Origin of the sequence: Saccharicrinis carchari, from assembly GCF_900182605.1 — a bacterium.
In the GTDB taxonomy this organism is placed as follows: domain Bacteria; phylum Bacteroidota; class Bacteroidia; order Bacteroidales; family Marinilabiliaceae; genus Saccharicrinis; species Saccharicrinis carchari.
Genome location: NZ_FXTB01000002.1, coordinates 98,355 through 122,098, shown reverse-complemented (window position 1 = coordinate 122,098; position 23,744 = coordinate 98,355). Strand labels below are relative to the sequence as shown.

General features: G+C 42.4%; 17 protein-coding genes. 12 read left to right on the top strand and 5 right to left on the bottom strand.

The window, feature by feature from the left end; genetic code table 11:
* The first annotated feature begins 5 nt into the window (after positions 1-5).
* The 7 genes from ilvB to leuB all read left to right on the top strand — a co-directional run bounded on the left by ilvB (position 6) and on the right by leuB (position 9,460).
* On the top strand, positions 6-1,739 hold the full coding sequence (gene ilvB / locus FN809_RS05080; protein WP_142532416.1) for a biosynthetic-type acetolactate synthase large subunit: 1,734 nt from the start codon (positions 6-8) through the stop codon (positions 1,737-1,739).
* 31 nt (positions 1,740-1,770) lie between these two features.
* On the top strand, positions 1,771-2,325 hold the full coding sequence (gene ilvN, locus FN809_RS05075; protein ID WP_142532415.1) for an acetolactate synthase small subunit: 555 nt from the start codon (positions 1,771-1,773) through the stop codon (positions 2,323-2,325).
* 58 nt (positions 2,326-2,383) lie between these two features.
* A complete protein-coding gene (locus FN809_RS05070) occupies positions 2,384-3,877 on the top strand; it encodes a 2-isopropylmalate synthase (protein ID WP_142532414.1) in 1,494 nt (497 codons plus the stop codon).
* Positions 3,878-3,989: 112 nt separating this feature from the next.
* A complete protein-coding gene (leuC, locus tag FN809_RS05065) occupies positions 3,990-5,387 on the top strand; it encodes a 3-isopropylmalate dehydratase large subunit (RefSeq protein ID WP_142532413.1) in 1,398 nt (465 codons plus the stop codon).
* An 18-nt stretch (positions 5,388-5,405) separates the two neighbouring features.
* Positions 5,406-5,990 (top strand): 3-isopropylmalate dehydratase small subunit, encoded by a 585-nt coding sequence (gene leuD, locus FN809_RS05060; RefSeq protein WP_142532412.1) that lies wholly within the window; start codon positions 5,406-5,408, stop codon positions 5,988-5,990.
* Between the two features lie 444 nt (positions 5,991-6,434).
* Positions 6,435-7,991, top strand: coding sequence for an alpha-isopropylmalate synthase regulatory domain-containing protein (locus FN809_RS05055; RefSeq protein WP_142532411.1), 1,557 nt, complete (start codon positions 6,435-6,437; stop codon positions 7,989-7,991).
* Between the two features lie 410 nt (positions 7,992-8,401).
* A complete protein-coding gene (gene leuB / locus FN809_RS05050; RefSeq protein WP_142532410.1) occupies positions 8,402-9,460 on the top strand; it encodes a 3-isopropylmalate dehydrogenase in 1,059 nt (352 codons plus the stop codon).
* Positions 9,461-9,675: 215 nt separating this feature from the next.
* Here the strand turns inward: leuB and FN809_RS05045 are convergent, their stop codons facing one another.
* The 4 genes from FN809_RS05045 to FN809_RS05030 all read right to left on the bottom strand — a co-directional run bounded on the left by FN809_RS05045 (position 9,676) and on the right by FN809_RS05030 (position 14,644).
* Entirely contained in the window at positions 9,676-10,515 is an 840-nt protein-coding gene (locus FN809_RS05045) for an MBL fold metallo-hydrolase (protein ID WP_142532409.1), read from the bottom strand.
* Between the two features lie 24 nt (positions 10,516-10,539).
* Entirely contained in the window at positions 10,540-12,360 is a 1,821-nt protein-coding gene (locus FN809_RS05040) for an ATP-binding protein (protein WP_142532408.1), read from the bottom strand.
* A 249-nt stretch (positions 12,361-12,609) separates the two neighbouring features.
* Complete coding sequence (locus tag FN809_RS05035) at positions 12,610-13,533, bottom strand: radical SAM/SPASM domain-containing protein (RefSeq protein WP_185957454.1); 924 nt, start codon at positions 13,531-13,533, stop codon at positions 12,610-12,612.
* Positions 13,534-13,627: 94 nt separating this feature from the next.
* A complete protein-coding gene (locus tag FN809_RS05030; RefSeq protein ID WP_142532406.1) occupies positions 13,628-14,644 on the bottom strand; it encodes an OmpA/MotB family protein in 1,017 nt (338 codons plus the stop codon).
* A gap of 249 nt (positions 14,645-14,893) precedes the next feature.
* Between FN809_RS05030 and dxs the strand changes: the two genes are divergently transcribed.
* Both dxs and FN809_RS05020 read left to right on the top strand, forming a co-directional pair.
* The gene (gene dxs / locus FN809_RS05025) at positions 14,894-16,798 is read left to right on the top strand and encodes a 1-deoxy-D-xylulose-5-phosphate synthase (RefSeq protein WP_142532405.1); all 1,905 of its coding nucleotides are present in this window, start codon (positions 14,894-14,896) and stop codon (positions 16,796-16,798) included.
* Between the two features lie 21 nt (positions 16,799-16,819).
* Positions 16,820-19,216 (top strand): TonB-dependent receptor plug domain-containing protein, encoded by a 2,397-nt coding sequence (locus tag FN809_RS05020; RefSeq protein WP_142532404.1) that lies wholly within the window; start codon positions 16,820-16,822, stop codon positions 19,214-19,216.
* Positions 19,217-19,283: 67 nt separating this feature from the next.
* On the opposite strand, the gene folK is transcribed toward FN809_RS05020, so the two are convergent.
* The gene (folK, locus tag FN809_RS05015; protein WP_142532403.1) at positions 19,284-19,823 is read right to left on the bottom strand and encodes a 2-amino-4-hydroxy-6-hydroxymethyldihydropteridine diphosphokinase; all 540 of its coding nucleotides are present in this window, start codon (positions 19,821-19,823) and stop codon (positions 19,284-19,286) included.
* 97 nt (positions 19,824-19,920) lie between these two features.
* Between folK and sppA the strand changes: the two genes are divergently transcribed.
* From sppA to FN809_RS05000, 3 genes are all read left to right on the top strand, one after another.
* Positions 19,921-21,684 carry a signal peptide peptidase SppA gene (gene sppA, locus FN809_RS05010; RefSeq protein WP_142532402.1) on the top strand — a complete coding sequence of 588 codons (1,764 nt, stop codon included), beginning with the start codon at positions 19,921-19,923 and terminating at the stop codon, positions 21,682-21,684.
* Positions 21,685-21,754: 70 nt separating this feature from the next.
* Complete coding sequence (gene lpxK, locus FN809_RS05005; protein ID WP_142532401.1) at positions 21,755-22,834, top strand: tetraacyldisaccharide 4'-kinase; 1,080 nt, start codon at positions 21,755-21,757, stop codon at positions 22,832-22,834.
* Positions 22,806-23,618 (top strand): purine-nucleoside phosphorylase, encoded by an 813-nt coding sequence (locus FN809_RS05000; RefSeq protein WP_142532400.1) that lies wholly within the window; start codon positions 22,806-22,808, stop codon positions 23,616-23,618. The genes lpxK and FN809_RS05000 overlap by 29 nt, the downstream gene beginning before the upstream one ends.
* Positions 23,619-23,744: the final 126 nt, after the last annotated feature.

The following is a 23,744-nucleotide window of genomic DNA, read 5'->3' as shown; positions in this document are numbered from 1 at the left end:
TAACTATGGAACCACGAAGCCAATTACTCATGGAGAAGAAAAAAAATGAAAAGGAGATACTTTCCGGTTCTGAAGCCGTGCTTCGCTCATTGCTATGTGAGGGTGTAGATTTAATATTCGGGTATCCGGGCGGAGCAATCATGCCTGTTTATGACGCCCTATACGATTATCAGGATAAATTGCACCATGTGCTCACCCGCCATGAGCAGGGAGCCGTTCATGCCGCCCAAGGATATGCAAGGGTAAACGGTAAAGTGGGAGTAGCCTTCGCTACATCGGGTCCCGGCGCCACCAATCTGGTTACCGGAATAGCCGATGCCATGCTCGATTCCACACCCCTGGTGGTTATCACAGGGCAGGTGGCCTCGCCACTTCTGGGCTCCGATGCCTTTCAGGAAATTGACGTGATAGGCATTACCCAACCCATTACAAAATGGAACCATTTGGTAAAAAATGCAGAAGAAATACCGGAGGTTATTGCCAAAGCCTTTTACATTGCAACCACCGGACGTCCCGGGCCTGTGGTAATCGACATTACCAAAGATGCACAATTTGGGAAGGTAGCATTTGATTATAAAAAAATTAACTACATAAGAAGTTACACCCCGGTACCTGTTACAAAAATAGAATCGATACACGATGCAGCCGACTTAATCAATGCAGCAAAAAAACCAATGGCTTTGGTTGGCCAGGGCGTAATTTTGGGACATGCCGAAGAGGAACTGAAAGCTTTTTTAGACAAAACAGGCATCCCCGCCGCCTGGACTCTTCTGGGGCTTTCGGCCATGCCTACGGATTACGAACTGAATGTTGGCATGCTTGGTATGCACGGTAATTACGGGCCCAACCTTAAAACCAACGAATGTGATGTACTGATTGCTATTGGCATGAGATTCGACGATAGGGTTACAGGCGATGTGAGCAGTTATGCCACCCAAGCCAAGGTAATTCACTTAGAAATTGATCCGGCCGAAGTAAATAAAAACATCAAAGCCGACGTGGCCGTGCTGGGGAGCGTAAAAGACACCCTGCCAGCGTTAACCGCAGAGCTTAAGCCAAACAAGCACCCCGAATGGCTATCTGAGTTTAGGGCTTGTGATAAAATTGAAACGGAAAAAGTGATTACCAACGAGGTGTTCCCCACACAAAAAGGAATGACAATGGGAGAGGTAATTCATAAAGTATCCAAGGCATTCAACGACGATGCCGTTTTAGTAACCGATGTAGGACAACATCAAATGATGGCTTCACGTTATTTTAACTTTAAACAAACACGTAGCAACGTAACTTCAGGTGGTCTTGGCACTATGGGCTTTGGACTTCCGGCTGCCCTGGGGGCAAAGCTGGGGGCACCCGACCGTGAGGTATGTGTTTTTATTGGCGATGGTGGCTTTCAGATGACTATACAGGAACTGGGTACTATTTTCCAAACCAAAGCCAAAGTTAAAATTATCATCCTCAACAATAACTTTTTAGGTATGGTTCGCCAATGGCAAGAGTTGTTTTTTGATGGCAGATATGCATCAACAGAACTTGTTAATCCTGATTTTCAGATGATAACCAAAGGCTACGGTATCGAAAGTGTTCTGGTGGAATCGCGCAACAAGCTGGATGAAGCTATACAGCGTATGGCTAATCATGATGGGCCTTTCTTGCTCGAAGTAAAAGTTGAAAAAGAAGGCAACGTTTTTCCAATGGTACCAGCAGGAAGTTCCGTTTCCGATATACGTTTGGAGTAATTAATCAGTTACACATTTAAAATTAAATGCCATGCAGCAAGAATTCACCTTAACCATATTTTCCGAGAACCACGTAGGTTTGCTCAATCAAATAACAACTGCTTTTACCCGACGAAGCATCAATATTGAAAGCTTAAATACTTCGGAATCGGCTTTGGAAGGGATACATAAATTTACCATAGTTGTATATTCCACCAGAGAGCAGATAGAAAAACTGAGAGGTCAGTTGGAGAAAAAAATCGATGTGCTCAAAGTATTCGTGTTCACAACCGACGAAATAATTCATCAGGAGCTGGCACTCTACAAAGTACCCACCGAGGCCTTGCTATCGGGCAACGAAATTGAACAGCTCGTACGCAGCTACGGTGCTCGTATTATGGAGGTAACACCCGATTATACAGTCATACAAAAAACAGGACACAAATCCGAAACACAAGAGCTTTTTGTAAAGTTAGATAAATATGGCGTACTGCAGTTTATTCGTTCAGGCAGGGTGGCCATTACCAAAGTTCGCGAAGAACTTTTAGAAAAATATTTGAAGAAGCTGAGAATTGACAATAAAATTAAAGGCATAGAAACATATTAAATTAAGATAGGAACGAGGTCATATCCCGGCTTCGTCCATTTAAACACAAAAAAGCATTATGAGCAATAGAGTTTATATTTTCGACACCACGTTACGGGATGGAGAACAGGTCCCGGGTTGCCAATTAAACACTATCGAAAAAATTGAAGTGGCCAAGCAACTCGAAAAATTGGGTGTAGATATTATTGAGGCCGGGTTCCCTATTTCAAGTCCGGGTGATTTTAATTCGGTGGTAGAGGTTTCTAAAGCAGTTAGCAACCCTGTTATCTGTGCACTTACAAGAGCCGTTAAAAAAGATATTGAAGTAGCCGCTGATGCGCTTAAGTTTGCCAAACGAGGGAGAATACACACGGGCATAGGCACTTCACCTTATCACATCTACCAAAAATTAAACTCCAATCCCGACGAAATTATTGAACGCGCCATTGCAGCGGTAACGTATGCACGTAAATTTGTAGACGACGTAGAGTTCTATGCCGAAGATGCCGGACGCAGCGACAACGAATACCTGGCGCGGGTTATTGAGGCAGTAATTGGTGCCGGTGCAACAGTTGTTAATATCCCTGATACTACGGGTTATTGTTTGCCATTGGAGTATGGTGCTAAAATTGCTTATTTAAAAAACAATGTGCCCAATATCGACAAAGCCATTATCTCTACCCACTGCCATAACGATTTAGGAATGGCCACAGCAAATACCCTGGCCGGAGTAGTAAATGGAGCACGACAAGTAGAGGTAACATTAAATGGTTTGGGTGAGCGTGCCGGAAATACGGCACTCGAAGAGGTGGTAATGGCGATGAAATCGCATAAAGACCTCAACTATACAACAGGTATTGATGCCAAACAAATTATTAAAACCAGCAAATTGGTATCTACTTTGATGCGAATGCCGGTACAGGCCAATAAAGCCATTGTGGGTCGAAATGCTTTTGCACACTCGTCGGGCATACACCAGGACGGAGTACTGAAAAATCGCGAAACCTACGAGATTATTGACCCCGCAGATGTGGGCGTGAAGGAATCGAGTATTGTACTGACCGCAAGAAGCGGAAGAGCCGCCCTTAAGCATCGCCTCGATGTGTTAGGCTATAAACTCTCTCCCGAAAAATTGGATCATGTATATAAAAACTTCCTGGTATTGGCCGATGCCAAAAAAGATATTTCGGATGAGGATTTAGACGTGTTGGTAGGACACGAAAAAAAGGAAGAACGGCTGCTTAAGCTGGACGAGTTTCAGGTAATTTGTGGAAAATCATGTATTCCAACAGCTACCGTTACCATTAATTACAATGGTAAAATAATGACGGAAACTGCCACAGGTAACGGGCCGGTTGATGCGGCTTTTAACGCTATCAAAAAAATGATACCCGTAAATGTGGTGTTAGAAGAATATTTGGTACAAGCTGTTACACGAGGTTCGTCCGAAATAGGTAAAGTACATGTACAACTCGCCGACAACGGCCGAACGGTTCATGGCTTTGGAGCCAACGTTGACATACTCACTGCTTCGGTATGGGCTTATTTAGATGCCCTTTCTAAAGTGGTTTAATCCATAAATGTATTAGCATCAAGTATCAATAATAATGCACTTGAGAATAAATAACATGCGGATACTTTGTACTTGATACTATTTTTATTAAAAACTTTAAACAGAAAATAAATTGGCTAGTAAAACACTTTTCGACAAAATTTGGGATATGCACGAAGTGAAGACCATCAAGGATGGCCCTTCCGTATTGTATATAGACAGACACTTGATTCACGAGGTAACCAGTCCACAGGCATTTGCCGGTCTAAAAGAACGCGGCATAAAGGTATTCCGTCCGGAAAAAACCTTTGCCACCCCCGATCATAATATCCCCACTATCAATCAGCATTTACCCATTGCCGATAAAATATCGCGTTTTCAGGTAGATACCTTAACCAAAAACTGCGAAGAAAATAATATTAAGTTGTTTGGTTTGTTGCATCCAAAAAATGGTATAGTACACGTAGTGGGTCCTGAAAATGGGATCACACAACCGGGCATGACCATTGTTTGCGGCGATAGCCACACTTCTACGCATGGTGCTTTCGGTAGTATTGCCTTTGGTATAGGTACATCCGAAGTGGAGATGGTGCTGGCCACGCAATGCATATTGCAGCCTCGTCCAAAAACCATGAAAATAAATATTGATGGTAAGCTTGATAAGGGTGTAACAGCAAAGGATTTGGTACTATATGTTATCGCACAACTAACAGCGAGTGGTGGTACCGGTTATTTTGTGGAGTTTGCCGGCTCGGCCATCCGCGACCTGAGCATGGAGGCCCGTATGACAGTGTGCAACATGAGTATAGAAATGGGAGCCCGTGGTGGACTTATTGCCCCCGACGAAAAAACATTCGCCTATGTTAAAGACAGAGAGTATGCACCTAAAGGAGCAGACTGGGATGTGGCCGTTCAAAAATGGAAAGCCCTGGCAAGCGACAAAGATGCAGTTTACGACAAAGAATATTACTTTGACGCGGCCGACATTGAACCAATGATTACCTACGGAACCAATCCAGGTATGGGCGTTGGCATTACGCAAAGCATACCTACGCTCGATTCCATCGAAGAATCTTCGCAAAAAAGCTACCTCAAATCTTTAGAGTACATGGGCTACGAACCGGGCGAAGAAATGCTGGGTAAAAAAGTAGACTGGATATTTGTGGGTAGTTGTACCAACGGCCGAATTGAGGATTTACGTGTGTTTGCCAATGCCGTAAAAGGTAAGAAAAAAGCAGAAGGACTTACCGCTTGGATTGTACCCGGAAGTCAACAAGTTGAAAAGCAAGCAGTTGAAGAAGGGATAAAAGATGTATTGGAAGACGCTGGTTTTGAATTGCGCCAGCCCGGATGTTCGGCCTGCCTGGCTATGAACGATGATAAGGTACCTCCCGGTAAGTACGCCGTGGCTACCAGTAACCGTAATTTCGAAGGCAGACAAGGGCCCGGTGCACGCACATTACTGGCCAGCCCATTAACTGCAGCAGCCTGCGCAACTAGTGGTGTTATAACTGACCCTCGTACTTTATAAATTTTAAAATAATTAAAAATGCCAATAGATAAATTCACTACCATAGAATCAACTTATGTTCCGCTTGCCATAGAAAATGTTGACACCGACCAGATTATTCCTGCGCGCTTTTTAAAGTCGACCACCAAAGAGGGTTTTGGCGATAACCTGTTTGCCGACTGGCGATACAATAAAGATGGTTCGCCTAAAGCAGATTTTGTTTTAAACAAACCCCAATATAAAGGGGAGGTTTTGGTTGCCGGTAAAAATTTCGGTTCGGGTTCGAGCCGCGAACATGCCGCCTGGGCCGTGCGTGGCTATGGTTTTAAAGTAGTGGTATCGAGCTTTTTTGCCGATATATTTAAAAATAACTCCTTAAACAATGGCGTATTGCCAGTTGTTGTAAGCGAAAAATTTTTGCAAGAATTGTTCGATGCCGATGCCGACAACAAAGTAATTGTTAACCTGGTAGATCAAACCATCACCAATAAAGCAAACGGAAATACCGAGTCTTTTGAGATTAACGGATATAAGAAAAATTGCCTGATCAATGGCTTCGACGATATTGACTATCTACTAAATATAAAAGATGAGATTGCAAATTACGAGTTAAGCAGGGCATAAGAGGTATATAGTAAGATATTTACACTATAATATCTGCCTGTAATAAACGCTCTTAATACGACCGACGAAAGCAGTACAACCGAATCCGATTCGGGATGCAAACCGAACTACAAGTCCCTCAACCCCAGCTTTAAATACAGGGTTGAGGGACCTAATTCACATAGTAAAAAGTAGCCGTTATCGTAACAGTTGGTACAAAAAGAGGCGTTTAATGGGCTGCCCCCGGGAATACAAATGATATGGATACAATGTTCGGCCGCTTGCATTAGTGCCGCGGCAGAGTAGCGATTGCCCTCGTGCAATGCTTCAACAACAGAGTAAGCCACCTGCTATTGGGTAAAATTTCCATTAATAATGGATATGCAATTATATATCGATATCAACTTAATTTGTGCCGAACCCTTATTGGCTTAGCATTATTCATCATTCTAATAATAAATTACCATGAAGATTGAAATAATGGATACCACCCTGCGCGATGGTGAACAAACCACCGGGGTATCGTTTAACGAAAGTGAAAAACTGGCCATTGCCGGACTTTTAATAGAAGAAATAAAGGTAGATCGATTAGAGGTAGCTTCGGCACGGGTTTCTGAAGGTGAGTTTTCTGCTGTGAAGCGTATCACCCAATGGGCAAAAAAACGAAACTGCCTGCATAAAATAGAGGTACTGGGTTTTATAGACGGCGAGGTATCGCTTAATTGGGTGCACGATGCAGGCGCAAGGGTTATCAATCTCCTTACCAAAGGGTCGCTAAAGCATGTAAAAAGCCAACTGCGAAAAACCCCGGAACAGCATATGAGTGATGTGAGGGAGGTAGTGCGTAAAGCCGAAGAGATGAATATTAGCGTAAATATTTATCTCGAGGATTGGAGCAACGGCATGCTAACATCGCCCGATTACGTGTATTACGTGATTGGCGAAATGAAAAAAATGAATGTTAAAAGGATTATGCTCCCAGACACCCTGGGGATACTTAATCCTGATCAAACATTTAATTTTTGTACTGATATGGTACAGCGATTTCCGGATACCCATTTCGATTTTCATGCCCATAACGACTACGATATGGCAGCCGCCAATGTTTTTTCGGCTTTAAAAACCGGTATCAAAGGCATCCATACCACCGTAAACGGGCTGGGCGAAAGAGCCGGTAATGTGCCACTTGCCAGCGTCATAGGCGTACTTAACGATCATCTCAAACTCCCGAATCAGATTAACGAGTCGAAGATAACACAGGTAAGCAAAATGGTAGAGCAATTCTCCGGATTGCGGATACCCGAAAACAAACCCATAACCGGTTACAATGTATTTACTCAATGCAGCGGGGTACATGCCGATGGCGACAGCAAGGATAACCTGTACTTTAATAACCTGATGCCCGAACGTTTTGGGCGCAACCGCAGATATGCCCTTGGTAAGACTTCGGGAAAGGCCAACATTAAAAAGAACCTGGAAGAGCTTGGCATTGAACTCAATGCGGAGGATATGAAAAAAGTTACCCAAAGAGTAATTGAATTGGGCGATAAAAAGGAAACCGTAACGATTGAAGATCTTCCGTTTATAATTTCCGACGTTTTAAAAAGTTCTACAGTTCGCAATACTATTAAAATACGTAACTATAACCTTTCGCTGGCACACGATCTTAGGCCGCTGGCTTCTATTAGCATTGAAATCAATGGAAAAAGATACGACGAAACCGCTGTAGGCGACGGACAGTACGATGCCTTTATGCGAGCCCTATGGCGAATTTATACCAAACTAAATAAAGTGCATCCGGTTTTGGTGGATTATTGGGTGACCATACCTCCGGGTGGAAAAACAGATGCCCTGGTGGAAACCGTGATTACCTGGGATTATAAAGGTGCTGAAATCATTTCGCGTGGTCTTTCTGCCGATCAAACTGAATCGGCCATTGAAGCTACCATAAAAGTGCTTAACGTTATAGAAGAGGGCGCTGTAGGTCGTAAATTAGCCTGGAAAGAGAAAGTGGAGGAGTGAGAAATAAGTACCAAGCAAATGAGTACAACGTATCATATCAAAATTTATGATAGATAATTAATTGATAATTAGGGCTATTGAGGTTGCCATGAAAAGTAAAGCGGTACTTGAACCGGTATTTAAAATATACTCGCAATCACCTTAGCAAAGGTCGCAACAGGCTAATAATTAATTAAAAGATTATACCTAAAAACGAAATAAATACTTTGCCTGCATTGCAAAAATATATTGAACAGCAGATTAGCATAGTGCAATTGCTGCTGACTTAAAATAGGTAGTGCAGAATGACCAATAGAAAGCCAATAGTTGGCTAATAAACGCTGATTAATGAGAAAAATTAATCAGATATATCTAAGATGTAAATCATCGCATATCCTGATACTTGTATCTTGATACTAAAAGCAAACATAATGAAACTAAACATTGCAGTATTGGCCGGTGACGGTATCGGCCCCGAAATTGTAGCACAGGCACAAAAAGTTATCAATGCCGTAGCTACCAAATTTAACCACGAAATTAGCTATACACCGGCATTGGTAGGAGCCACGGCGATCGACCAGGTAGGCGATCCATACCCCGAGGCAACGCATCAGATTTGCATGGACTCCGATGCCGTGTTGTTTGGAGCCATTGGCGATCCCAAATTTGATAACGATCCCAAAGCCAAGGTACGACCTGAACAGGGTTTGTTGGCCATGCGCAAAAAACTAGGGCTCTATGCCAACATACGTCCCGTTGCTACATTTCCATCGCTGTTGGATAAAAGCCCCTTGCGTAAGGACATCGTGGAAGGAGCCGACTTACTGGTTGTTCGTGAGCTAACGGGCGGTATTTACTTTGGCGAAAAAGGACGTTCTGAGGATTTAAAAAAAGCTTTTGACACCTGTACCTATACCACCGACGAGATTGAGCGAATCCTAAAGCTCGCCTTTGCGTATGCCGCCAAAAGAAACAAAAGGCTAACTATTGTTGATAAAGCCAACGTACTGGCCACCTCGCGTTTGTGGAGAGAAACTGCGCAAGCCATGGAGCCGGACTACAAAGATATTGAAGTAGATTACATGTTCGTTGACAATGCTGCCATGCAATTAATACAATGGCCTAAAAAGTTCGACGTAATGGTAACCGAAAACATGTTTGGAGATATCCTTAGCGACGAGGCTTCGGTAATAACCGGATCATTAGGTTTGTTGCCATCTGCATCGGTTGGTGTGCACACCTCCGTTTTTGAGCCTATCCACGGTTCGTACCCGCAAGCAGCAGGCAAAAATATTGCCAACCCGGTAGCTACTGTCCTTTCGGCCGCCATGCTGCTGGAGTCCTTCGATTTATTAGAGGAAGCCGAGCTAATTCGTCAAGCCGTCAATAAATCGCTGGAACAAGGTATTGTTACCGAAGACATCAGCAAAGAAAAGCCATATAAGACTTCGCAAGTGGGCGACTGGCTGGCCAGTTATATTACGGGATAATGGCATAGCGTGTAAAGCCCAGTGTAAGAATTTTTACATGCGCTAAATAATTAGGGATGGTATCAATTGGCTTCATGGCAAGTTAATTACCATCCCTTTTTATGCGCTCTGCATGCAACTTGGCATGCTCACGATAATTACTTTGTGCAGCCTGTAATTCGTAATTGTATTTAGTAGAACGATCTTCAGCAAATTCATCCTAAATCAACAAACGCTTACAACACCATCTCCAACTTAAAGCGCTCTCCGGCCTGTATTCCTTTTTCTGTTTGAACCAAGGTACAGCATTCATTGTAAAGGTCGTGCTCAAAAAACAAGATATAATTATTTTCCACAGCTTCTTTTAAAAACGCTCTTTTCTCGTTCATGGAGCCAACCGGATCTACATCGTAGGCCGCCACCCAAGCCTCGGGAATACTCGCCATCACCGGAAACAGATCGGCCGTATAAACAATGGTTTTATCATGGTATTTTATTATTGGTATGATTTGTCCTTTGGTATGGCCATTGAAAATTCGCATTTCTATCTGTGGGCTAAGCCATCCATCTTCTTTAATTAGATTTAAAAGACCTGCTTCACGAATCGGCAGAATATTTTCTTTAAAATAAACCGATCCTTCCCGCACATTGGGATTATTAAAGTTCTCCCATTGCGCTTCACTCAGCCAATACCTTGCATTGGCAAAAGTAGGCAACAAGTTACCATCTGCACCTTTTTGCACAGCACCACCGCAATGGTCGAAATGCAAATGGGTAAGGATAACATCCGTAACCTGATCATAGCTCACATTAATAGCCTTTAACGATTTATACAATGAATCATCACCGTTTAAATGGTGATAGGAAAAAAACTTATCGCTTTGTTTGTCACCCAGCCCTGTATCGATCAGAACAATTTTATTGTTAGTTTTTATCAATAAGCAGCGCATCGTTAAGTTCACATAATTATCCGCATTAGCCGGATACTTTTTTTGCCACATTACCTTGGGCACAACACCAAATACGGCACCGCCATCGGCCATAAAATTGCCGGTTTCTATTTTAAATAATTGCATTTGAATGATTATTATATGTAGAAGTTACTCCCCGCCTCCGGGTACATATTTATGGATAATATTTAGCAGATCATGATAACCGATAGGCTTGGCAATATAATCGTCGCAACCTGCCTCACTTGATTTCTCCCTTTCTTCGGACATGGCGTAAGCTGTTTGTGCAATAACAGGTACTTTATTATTGATTTTTTTTATTTCACGCGTAGCAGCATAGCCATCCATTTCGGGCATTTTTATGTCCATCAGTACCAAGTCGATATTGCCTATACGCTTAAACGTTTCAACCGCTTCAACACCCGTACGAGCCCATATTAAACTGGCATTGGAGATAGAAAGAGCTACCTCAAGATACCTGAAATTATCCTCTTCGTCCTCTGCTATTAAAAACGTTTTACCTTCCCAATTATAAATATTAACCGGCTTTTTTTCTTCGTATTTGTAACTGGCGCTCCTTACCTTATGAAAAGGAAGTGTAAAAAAGAAAGATGTACCAACATTAGGCTCGGACTCTATCCATATTTTACCTCCCATCAGGTTCAGTAAATCTTTAACCAACGAAAGCCCTATTCCGGTTCCACCATAAAGAGTGTGTCGCCCTTCGGCCAGTTTATAAAACCGTTCAAACACACGCTCTTCCTTACCTACAGGTAAGCCTATACCGGTATCTTTTACGTAAAACTGCAGCAGTCCTTCGTTTTTAAGCTCATAACCAAACTCTACAAATCCCCTTTCCGTAAATTTTATACCGTTGCCCACTAAATTGGACAGTACCTGTTTTAACCGGGGGCCATCGGTGAGTACCATGGTATTTTTGTCGGCAATCCCTTCCTTTAGGTAAAGCTTAATATTCATCTGCCCCCTTCGCTTTATATCGCTGGAAAAGCTAGCATGCACCTCCTCCAATAAATCGTGCAAACACACGGCAGTATTACGTATCTGCAATTGCCCGGTGTCAATTTTCGATATATCAATAAGATCTTCGACAATGGTTAACAGATTTTTTACGTTTAGGTTAATCAGGTTTACAAACTCCTCTTTCTCGGGCGCACTTATTTCTTTGTGCGACAATAAGTTACTAAACCCTAATATGGCGTTCATGGGGGTTCGAATTTCGTGCGACATGTTGGATAAAAAAGAGCTTTTTAACACATCCGACTCCTCAGCTTTAACAATGGCGCGCATCAGCTTTTCGCGTTCTTGCCCAAGTATATTCTGGTACCTTAGTTCTTTTTTAAAGCTAAAGCTCATGCTATTTATAAACGAAACCAATGGAAAAAGGGTAGCTATGTTTATAAATAAAAAAATAATAGATAAATTGGTGTACTCTGAAAAACTCACATTCAGTAACAAAACGGCCGTGATAAGACGAGCATGGTGCAAAAACGCCACCAACACCAACATAGCCATGTTAAAAATTACCGAATACATGCCGGCAATCCGCCCCAACAACATTCCCGACAACATAGAGAACGAAAGCAACATAACCAGACCAAGGGATGCAGGACTTTGAAAAACAAAAAGCAAACCACCCACCAGATATACCAGAAATAAAACCCATATAACCCTTAAGCGAAAAGGAAAGGATTTTATCGTAGCTACAAATACAACACTCAAAAAAATAAAGCTGCTTATTACGGCCAACAGGTAGTTGCTGTTTTGTAAAAACGAGATGGTGTAAAAAAGATAAGCCATCAGCCCAATACCCATTAAGGCTAAGGTAAAATAATGGAAAACCCTTTCGCGCCAATAGTGAAAACCTCCCCCCGAAGGCACCGTTGTTGGCCCCAACTTCCTTTTAACCCATACGTTAAGTCTGCGTGCAGTTTTACTTTTTTCTGTTGTCATAAATAAAAAGGCAGGGAGTTTATAAATAGACCCTGCAGATTAATATAAAAACGCTCCATCTTAAGCTATAAAGATAAAAAAATCAATTTTATATCAAATTTGTATTCATCAAAAACTACTCCTGTCGAGTCAAATTATAAATTCTTGTAAAATAGCTTAGTAAAATCTTACCTATTTAATCCGGATAATTTAAGAATTTTTCCAGCTACGGTAATAACCACGTTTTAGAAAATAATCAACCACTTATATTTATTTCCTGCTCAATGGACAGTTGCTACAGATGTCAATATCTTGTTGCGCTTGCAACACCCGTCTTCTAAAGTACTTGAATTCGGTTTTATACCATATCTCCTTCAAGTTTTGTTGATTGGCATTTCCCATCACGTATTTTGCATCTTTATCGAAGCAACAGGGCACCACATCCCCTCGCCAGGTAACTACGGCGGAGCTCCAATGTTTCCAGCAACTGTTGCGCACTTTACCTTGGAGCTGCACCTCACCATCCCTTTGCACAGCATAGCGCGATAGTTTTTTTTGGGTAGGCAACAGTGCAGTTTTATTATTTACCCCATAAATCTGCGCTTTTTTAATTTCTAAACTATCCACACCCAAGTTAAATGCTATTTGCTTCATCTCCTTAATTTGATGTTGATTATAAGAAAAAGCCAAAAACTGAAGGCGGATGAGAGGATACCGCGAACGCGCTTCTTTTTTTGCCTTCACCAAATTTTCAATACCCTTAATCACTTTTTCAATATCGCCCCCTACCCTGTATTTTTCGTAAACACCCTGTGTACTGCCATCCATCGATACTACTATTACATCTAAACCACTTTGAATCGTTTTTTGGGCTTGCCTGTAATTCAGGAACTGTGCGTTAGTGGATGTTTCAACTACCAGCTCAGCTTTTTTAGCCGTCGTTACCAACTCAAAAAAATCAGGGTGCATGTACGGCTCGCCCTGAAAATATATATTTAAATGCCACAACGATTTAGCAGTCCCCTTAAGCATGTTTCTTAAGCTATCCACCGTTAACATACCTTTAGGGCGCGTCAGTATTCCCATGCCGGTAGGACATTCCGGGCACTTTAAATTGCAAATATTAATAGGCTCTACACTTAACGCCAGAGGCTGTCCCCACACACACGGTTTTTTAAGCAGTAAGCTAATCATATGCGAGCTTAACAATTTTGCCCCATTTATTAAACGTACAAAACTAAGTGTGCGCAGATAAGCCTGGGCTAAATATACCTGGGCTGCTAACTTTTTAATTGGCTTGTAATAAATCAAATACCTGATCGAGATTTGGGGATAATATAATTTCTGTTCTTCTGTTTTTCCTTCGGGCTTCGGGTGTAGGCGAGGCATCCACCGGCACATATTCGCTCCTGCCAGCGGCTATAATCCGTGTAGGGCTGATACTGGAGTTTTGTAGCAGGATACGCGTAACCGAGGTGGCTCTTTTCACACTTAAATCCCAGTTATCTAACAACACCGTACTTTTGTAGGGCACCTCGTCGGTATGACCTTCCACCAAAACCTTGATGTCCGGTTTTTGCTCCAGCACGCCGGCAATCTTTCTCAAGGCACCCACTCCCACTTCACTCACTTGGTAACTGCCCGATTTAAAAAGTAATTTCTCCTCCATAGAAACATATACCTTACCATTTTTTATATGCACCGCCAATTCATCACTCCCAAAATCGGTAAGGGCATTGGCCACGGCAGTTTGCAAGGCATTCATGAGCGAATCTTTTTCGTTCAAGGCCCTTTCCAGTTCATAAAGTCGTTTGTTTCTGCCTTCAAGCTCTTTCTCTACCGAGCGCAGGTTGGCCGATGCTCTTTCCAATCCCTGTTTTTTAATGGCCAACTCCCGTTCCGCTAATAACAATTGATCCTCGCGATCTTGCAATTGTTGGTGCAATTGCTGTAAATGTTGCAGCAACTCCGCCGATTCCGGCGAAGCATTGCCGGTTGAGGTATTTTGCAAAAAATCATTGTACTGGTTCATCAACTCCTTATTACGATTTTTTAAGCTCCAATTCTGCCTGGCCAAGCGAACCGTATCTTTTTCCAAGGCTTCTACTTTTTGCTTTAGACGTTTCACCTCAGCTTTTAACTCATTATTTTCTACCTCCATATTTTGGTGGTTCATTTCCATGCGCTTTAGGGCGGCACTATTTTCCCTATCTTTTTCTTGCAACTCCTGATATTGTTTTAAGGGAATACAAGAAGTACACACAGCCACTATTCCTCCAATTATCGCAATAATAATCTTATTCATATGTTTATAATTGATTTCATTTGCCATATAGCCTGCCCCGATTTTTTATCGGGGGAACTCGCCATTATAATCATTCCCCTTTGTGAGAGAAAACTCTCATGGCTCGTTTCATCTTTTCTTATTTTATCCGGGCTCAAATATCACCATTATTTTAACAAGAATAAAAAGAAGTTCTATTTTTTATGGGAGTTTAATTCGTCCCAAAACATTATATTTGTGGCCAACAGTTTTTAACACCAACAGCACAGAATGACAGAAGAAGGGCATAACTTACTACAACAGATCAACACCCCTGATGATTTAAGGAAATTCAGCGAGAAAGACCTGGCGCAAATTTGTGGTGAGCTCAGAGAATTCATCATCGATGCCGTGTCGTGCAATCCTGCACATTTTGGAGCCAGCCTTGGTGTAGTTGAATTAACTGTTGCACTGCATTATGTGTTTAATACGCCTTACGACAAGTTGGTATGGGATGTGGGGCATCAAGCTTATGGGCACAAAATATTAACCGGGCGAAAGAATGATTTTCATAGCAACAGAAAATATGGCGGCTTGAGTGGCTTCCCGAATACTTTTGAAAGTAAATACGATGCCTTTGGTGTTGGCCATTCCTCTACTTCTATTTCGGCAGCCCTGGGTATGGCCATCGCTGCTGAAAAAAATAAAGAAAAAAACAAACAGGTAGTTGCCATAATTGGTGACGGTAGTATGACAGCAGGGCTGGCTTTTGAAGGCATCATCAATTTGAGCAAATCAAAATCGAACATGCTGGTTGTACTCAACGATAACAGGATGGCTATTGACCCTAATGTGGGTGGACTGAGCGATTATTTGCTCGACATCTCTACATCGCAAACCTACAATAAAGTACGGAGTGAAGTATTGCGTGGCTTAGAAAAACTCAAGATTACAGGACCTAACTCCAGAGGTAAAATTGTAGCCATCAACAACAGCATTAAAGCGCTGCTGACCAAGCAGTCCAACATGTTTGAAGGACTCAATATAAGGTATTTTGGGCCGGTTGACGGACACGACATCAACCATTTAGTAAAAGTGCTCAACGATTTAAAAAACATACCCGGCCCCAAGGTATTGCACTGCCTTACCAAAAAAGGCAAGGGGTTTAAGTTGGCCGAGGAAAACCAGACCGCCTGGCATGCACCGGGAGCCAGGTTTAACAAGCTCACGGGCGAAAACTTAGACAGCATATCAAAAAAGCCCAGACCTCCGCGTTTTCAGGATGTTTTTGGGCATACCATTGTTGAGTTAGCCGAAAAAAATGATAAAATATTAGGTATTACGCCGGCAATGCCTTCCGGGTGCTCCTTAAATATTATGATGGAAAAAATGCCCGACAGGGCTTTTGATGTTGGTATTGCCGAACAACATGCCGTTACTTTTTCCGCAGGATTGGCCATAGACGGGATGCTCCCTTTTTGCAACATCTACTCCTCATTTATGCAACGCGCCTACGATCAGGTTATCCACGATGTGGCCTTGCAAAACCTTAACGTAGTATTTTGTCTGGACAGGGGTGGACTGGTAGGAGCCGATGGCGCTACCCACCACGGCGTTTATGATTTGGCTTTTTTCAGGCCTATACCCAATATGATTATTTCGTCGCCACGGAACGAAGAAGAATTGCGTAATTTAATGTATACCGCACAATTGCCCGACAAAGGACCTTTTGTTATTCGATATCCGAGGGGCCTGGGCTGTGCCGTTAATTGGAAAACACCGCTAAAAGAATTGAAAATTGGCAAGGGCCAAAAACTGAAAGAGGGTTCCGACCTGGCATTTATCACCATTGGACCCATCGCCAATAAAGCATTGCAAGCCTGCCATAAACTTGACGAACAAGGCATATCTACCGCCCTTTACGATTTACGTTTTATTAAACCCCTGGATACCGAAATGCTATTTGAGATATTCAATAAGTTTAATAAAATTATTACGGTCGAAGATGGCACTGTTGTAGGAGGAATGGGCAGCGCCATTACTGAATTCATGGCGGAAAATGGCTTTGTAGCCCATATTAAAAAGTTAGGTGTACCCGATAAATTTATAGAACACGGCACTCAAACAGAACTGCAACGCGATTGTGGTTTCGACAAACAGGGAATGATTGAAGCTGCCAAAAGCATGTTCCTGTAATCATTAACAGCAAGCACAGAAATGCACACTCTAAACAAGGCCTGCATCCTTTGGGCTCTACTATTATTGCACACCGTATCTTTTGCTCAAAAAATAAAAATTTTCGACAAAGAAACGCATCTGCCCATTGCCCATGTGGTTGTTTTTTCTGAGTCGGAAAACTTCTGGACCATTAGCGACAACAACGGCATAGTAAACATTACCGCCTTTAACCGTGCTGAAGATTTGTATTTTAGACACCCCGCCTACGAACTGCTTTTTATTAAAGGCAGCCAAGCACTTCCGAATACAGTTGAGCTTTTGCCTAAAATGTTTACCCTGGACGAGTTTGTAGTCTCTGCCTCCCGCAGCGGTGAAAATAAAAAAAAGATACCCTACTTTGTTGAAACGATAAAACCCCATTCCATAGAATTTAATAATGCCCCCACGGGAGCAGATATTTTAAGCACTACCGGATATGTAGCCGTACAAAAAAGCCAAGGTGGTGGCGGAAGCCCCATATTGCGAGGCTTTGAGGCCAACAGGGTACTACTTGTGATGGATGGGGTGAGAATGAACAACGCTATATATCGCAGTGGTCACCTTCAGAATAGCATAACTATTGATCCGAATATATTAGAAAAAACCGAGGTATTGTTTGGCCCCTCCTCCGTAATTTATGGTAGCGATGCACTGGGCGGTGTGGTCAGCTATTTTAGTAAGGATCCGGTATTATCCAACGACAGCATAGCACTGATGGATTATCAGGCGTCGGTACAAACCCTGAGCGTAAGCAACTCCCTCAAAACCAATATAAATATCAATGCCGGATTTAAACATTGGGCCTCGCTAAGCAGCTTTACCTTTAGCAATTTTGGTAATATTACAATGGGAAAAAACCGACCGGATAATACGGACAACGACTGGGGAAAGGTGTTTCATTACGCACGGCGAATCAACGGACGCGACAGCATGATGGTAAACAGCAATCCCAACACGCAAATGAATACCGGCTATCAGCAATACGACCTTCTGCAGAAAGTGAAATACTCGCCATCTCAAAATCACGACCTGGTGCTCAACGCGCAATATTCTACTTCGAGTAACATCAGCCGTTTTGACCAGTTAAATGACTACGATGGGGATTATTTAAAATTTGCACAGTATTACTACGGACCACAAAAAAGACTTTTTATTTCCTTCAACAGTCGATTAAAAAGCAACAACCAATGGTTTAACCATTTAAACACCATCGTCTCATATCAAAAAATCAAAGAATCGAGACATAGCCGTATTTTTAACAACAATAACAGGCTTTCGCAGGAAGAGTTTATCGACATATATAGTTTTAACATGGATTTTGTAAAGGAGATAAATACCAACAATAAAATTAATTATGGGATAGAGTTGCTTTTTAACGACATGGCTTCCAAAGCAAAATATACCAACATTGAAAACGGAAACAGCTCAGCTGCACCCACCAGATATCCCGGCGGTGGTAGCTTTTTCCAGGCCTACTCGGCATACGCCAACTACAATAAAACGATAAGCGCAAAGTTAATATTAGATCTAGGTGCGAGGTTTGGGTCTTTTAGTTTTAATTCAACATTTACAGACAATCCTGAGGTCACAGAGCTAAGCATGAACACCCAGGCCCCCTCGGCCAGTTTCGGACTGGTTTATAGCCCCGGTAGCACCTGGAAATTTTCGGGGGTGGCAGCTACCGGCTTTAGGGCACCCAACGTTGACGATTACGGAAAGATACGCGCCAAAAACGAAGAGATAAGCATGCCCAATCCCTTGTTAAAACCTGAATATGCCTTTAACGTAGAATTATCGGCTACCAGGAGTTTCTTAAATGAGAATCTAATCTTAAATATTACCACATATAACACCTGGCTGTACGACGCCATTGTACGCAAATATGCACCCTATCAAGGAAAAGATTCTGTGGAATACAACGGCCAAAAATACAGGGTATATATTAACAGCAATGAGCACAAAGCTGTTGTTAATGGTTTTTCGGCCGGAATGCATGCCCAAGCAGCATCTTATATTTCGTTTAATGCAAGCCTTAATTATACCCGGGGTAAAGTTGTGTCAACCAATGAACCCATGGGGCATATCGTGCCACTTTTTGGTAAAATCGGTGCCACTTACCGGCACAAAAATTTTAAAGCAACGTTTTACATGAATTATCAGGCCCAAAAAAAAGCGAGGGACATGTCGCCTTATGGCGAGGACAATGAGGAGGAGGGCAGCGCAAACGGATTTCCGGCCTGGCAAAGTCTGAATGTTGCTGCGCAATACCAGTTAATAAAAGCTGTAACACTGCAAGCCTCGGCAGAAAATTTACTCGACAGGCACTACAAAACTTTTGCCTCAGCCATCAGCGCACCCGGGCGTAATCTGATTATTTCGATAAGTGCAAGGTTTTAATTTGTATTGGCACGAAACAAAATACCTATAATCCAACTAAAAAATCCTCTCCAACCGCTTATCTCCGTTACAACGACCCGTATTCGGGAGATTCTCGTGTGCCCTCAGGCCGATAAGGGTCTTCCACTTTTTCCACCCAACCTTGATCCTGACATTCACGCAATAAGCTCTTGATTGTTTTACCCAATACCGGATGAACCAGATCGCCCCAATGTTCTGCTAAAGGCAATAAAGTAAATTTTCGTTCCTGAATTTTAGGATGTGGAACACTTAGCCGGGGAAGTTCAATTGTTTCATCATTAAAAAAGAGGATGTCTATATCCATGGTTCGGCCTTCGTAGGCCTTTTGTGTTTTGGGTTTACGTCCAAGTTCTTTTTCAATTTGTTGCGCCTTAAGTAAAATTTCGTCTACCGATAGATCCGTTAAAAGTTCAATCACCCGGTTTAAAAAATTTTGTTGATGCTCAAAACCCCAAGGCTCGCTTTCGTAATAAGCCGAACAGATACACACATCGCCTATTCTATTACTTATCAACATTTTGGCATCCTGCATGTTCTTAAGTATATTGCCCTCGTTACCGCCCACAAGTAGTATAACGCTGTTCATGTATTATTTTTTAAAATATTATACTCTAATGGTAACGATAACAATTGTTTTAATATATTTGCTTGTAAACAACAATTCATATTAACAACTCAAAATTATGGCAAAATTTTTTAAATCTTTACTCCTAACGATATTGGGTTCCTTTGTTACGGCTTTGTTTATCGTACTTCTTTTTGTTGGTGTAATCGCCTCTTTGGTTGCCTCGGGCGAAAAAGAAGTCAACATAAAAGAAGGCACCCTACTGACCATTAACTTAGATAAGATAATTAAAGATAGAGGCATAGACGATCCTTTTGCCGAACTACTCGGCGAAACACCCTTTGCTTCATCCCAAATTGGCTTAAACGATGTGCTTGCAAATATAAAAAAAGCACAACGCGATAAAAACATTCTGGGAATCTATTTAGAGTGTGGTAATCCGATAACCGGATATGCCACTTTAAATGAAATAAGAGAAGCGCTGGTCACTTTTAAAGATTCCGGCAAATTTATTTATGCCTATGCCCCCATGTATTCACAAAAGGGTTATTATCTGGCTTCCGCCGCCACAAAATTATATATGCCTCCTCAGGGCATGTTGGATTTTAAAGGACTCAGTTCGGAGCGTACTTTTTATAAAGGTGCATTGGAAAAGCTGGGGGTAGAAATGCAGATTTTTAAACATGGTAAATTTAAATCGGCTGTAGAACCTTTTATACTCGACCACATGAGCGATCCCGCCAAAGAGCAAACCATAACCTATGTCAACTCCATTTGGAACCACATTGTATCAGGCATATCCCAAGCCAGGGGAATATCTGCAGGCGAAATAAACAATATAGCCAACAGCGGTGGTATGTTTTTAAGTAATGATATTTTTGTGGAAGGAAACATGTTGGATGGTCTTAAGTACAAAGATGAGGTGATAAGCGAGCTCAAAGCACTCACCAACACCGATGAAGACAAAGATATTGAACAAGTTAACCTTGCCAACTACAAGTCGGTTTATGTTTCTGATGGTCACAAGGGGCTGGTTAAAGATAAAATAGCTGTTATTTATGCCGAGGGCGAAATAGACGGAATGGATGACGAGGGTATTAAATCCGAGAAACTAAGCAAGACGATCCGCGATGCACGGCGCGACGAAACCATCAAGGCCGTGGTGCTGCGGGTAAACTCCCCCGGTGGTTCCGGTGCAGGCTCCGACATTATATGGCGTGAGGTACAACTCTGCAAGGAAGTTAAACCGGTAATCGTTTCCATGGGCGATTTGGCTGCTTCGGGTGGGTATTATATTGCCTGCGTGGCCGACACCATTGTGGCCAATCCCGTTACATTGACCGGTTCGATAGGCGTTTTTGGTATGATGCCCAACATTAAACCACTGGCCAACAAGTGGGGATTTACCTTTGATGGTGTAAAAACCAATAAATATGCTGATATGCCCGCCATCACACGGCCGCTCAATGACGACGAAGGAGCTTTGTTTCAAAGTTCTGTAGAAAGGTTTTACGACGTGTTTTTAAAACGCTGCGCCGAAGGCCGAAACACGACCAAGCAGTCTATCGACGAAATAGGCCAGGGTCGGGTCTGGAGTGGCGAAAATGCCATTGAACACCAGCTGGTAGATGTGATGGGTGGATTAGAAACCGCCGTGCAAATTGCCCGTGAAAAGGCAGGCCTCGAAAAGTACAGAATAAAGGAGATGCCCGAAAAACTTTCGCCTATCGAAGAAATGTTTAAGGGTATGAAAAGCGAAGCCAAAGCATATATAACAGAATCGTTTCTGGGAGTTGGCTATGAGCACTTTGAGCAACTGAACCGATTGAAAGAAGTAGATCCAATACAAGCAAGATTACCCTACGAATTGCAGATAAATTAAAGTTTATCTATCTTTATACGTTAGATATTGAAAAGGCTGTTTTATTTTAAGACGGCCTTTTTTTATAGATATGAAAACGATAAAACACATACGGCTTTTACTTTTTCCCATCGCCCTACTTTATGGATGGCTTGTTCGTGCCAGAAATTGTATGTTTAACATAGGAATTTTAAAATCGGAGCGTTTTCCGGTGCCTATTATTTCGGTAGGGAACATTACCGTAGGCGGCACAGGTAAAACACCGCTGACCGAATTTATTATTAACGTATTAAAAGGGGACTACAAGGTAGCTTTGCTTAGCAGGGGATATAAACGCACAACCAAAGGATTGGTACTGGCCAATGCTCAATCAACGGCATCCGAAATTGGCGACGAGCCTAAGCAAATACTGGATAAATTTGCTGATATTACCGTGGCAGTTTCCGAAAAAAGGGTACACGGTGTAAACGGTTTACTGGCTTTGGATGCAGCGCCTGATGTAATTGTAATGGACGATGCCTATCAGCACCGTTACGTGCAACCGGGACTGAGTATTTTAGTGGTGGACTACAAACGCCCCCTCTGGAAAGATATCATGCTCCCGGCGGGTGAGCTCCGCGAACCCATGAAAGGAAAAAAAAGAGCCGAAATTATTTTGTTCAGCAAGTGCCCAAGGCAGTTAAGCGAAGCGAAGCAGCTGGAGTTGACCCGTAAAATAAAGCCACTCCCCCATCAGCAAGTATATTTTTCGACGGTAACTTACCAAAAGCCACGTATGCTTTTTAACGGTCAGCAGAATGCTAAAAAGATATGCCTTTCAGATGCAAGCGCTTTGGTGGTTACCGGAATTGCTAACCCGGCACCTTTTGAAAAGCATATTGCAACTTTAACATCCCATATGCAAAGTATATGTTTCCCCGATCATTATCAGTTTACGCAAAAAGATGTAGAATTGATAAGTAAGCGCTTTGATGAATTAGATGGCAAAAACAAATTTATTGTAACCACCGAAAAGGATGCTGTACGGTTTAAGCAGGTACTCAGCCCGTGCACCCCCATAGCCCGGTTTATTTATTTCATACCCATACAAATAGAGATACTAAATAATAAACAAGCAGAGTTCACTGATAAAATTATAAGCTATGTTAAGCAAAATAAAAGAAACAGCTGATTTTATTTTGGAGCAATCCAAAACAGAAGCCACCATCGGTATTATCCTGGGCACCGGCCTGGGCGGTTTGGTAGGTGAAATAGACATTAAAAGCACGCTTAATTATGATGCCATCCCTAACTTTCCGGTTTCTACGGTAGAAGGACACCAAGGCCGCCTTATATTTGGAATACTTGGCGGTAAAGAAGTGGTAGCCATGCAGGGTCGCTTCCATTACTACGAGGGATACGACATGAAACAGCTTACCTTCCCGGTGAGGGTAATGAAAATGATGGGCATAAATACCCTGCTGGTAAGCAATGCCAGCGGCGGATTAAATCCCGATTTTGTGGTGGGTGATGTAATGATAATCGAGGACCAAATAAACATGTTTGGCGACAATCCCTTGATGGGTAAAAATTTTGACGAGCTGGGTCCCCGCTTTCCCGACATGAGCCAACCCTACTGCAAAAAACTGATTGCCAAAGCCTTTGACATAGCCGCTAAAAACAATATCCAGCTCCAACGCGGGGTTTATGTAGGCACCTCAGGCCCTACCTTCGAAACACCGGCCGAATACAAGATGTTCCGCATTTTGGGTGCTGACGTGGTGGGCATGTCCACCGTTCCAGAGGTTATTGTGGCGCGCCATATGAATATGACCTGTTTTGGCGTTTCCATCATAACCGATTCGGGGGTTCCGGGCGAGATAGTAGAAATATCGCACGAAGAAGTGCAGCAAGTGGCCGCCAAAGCCGAACCCATCATGACCATGGTAATTAAGGAACTGGTGGCCGAATTATAAGGTGTTATTCCATTGGCCTTCCAAAGCTATACAAGCCAAAATTTGTTTTACCTTTGCTTATTAATTTGCTTAAGCTTTTTAAGGCCAAATATATTTCACCAACGCTATAAAGAAATTAATTTTATT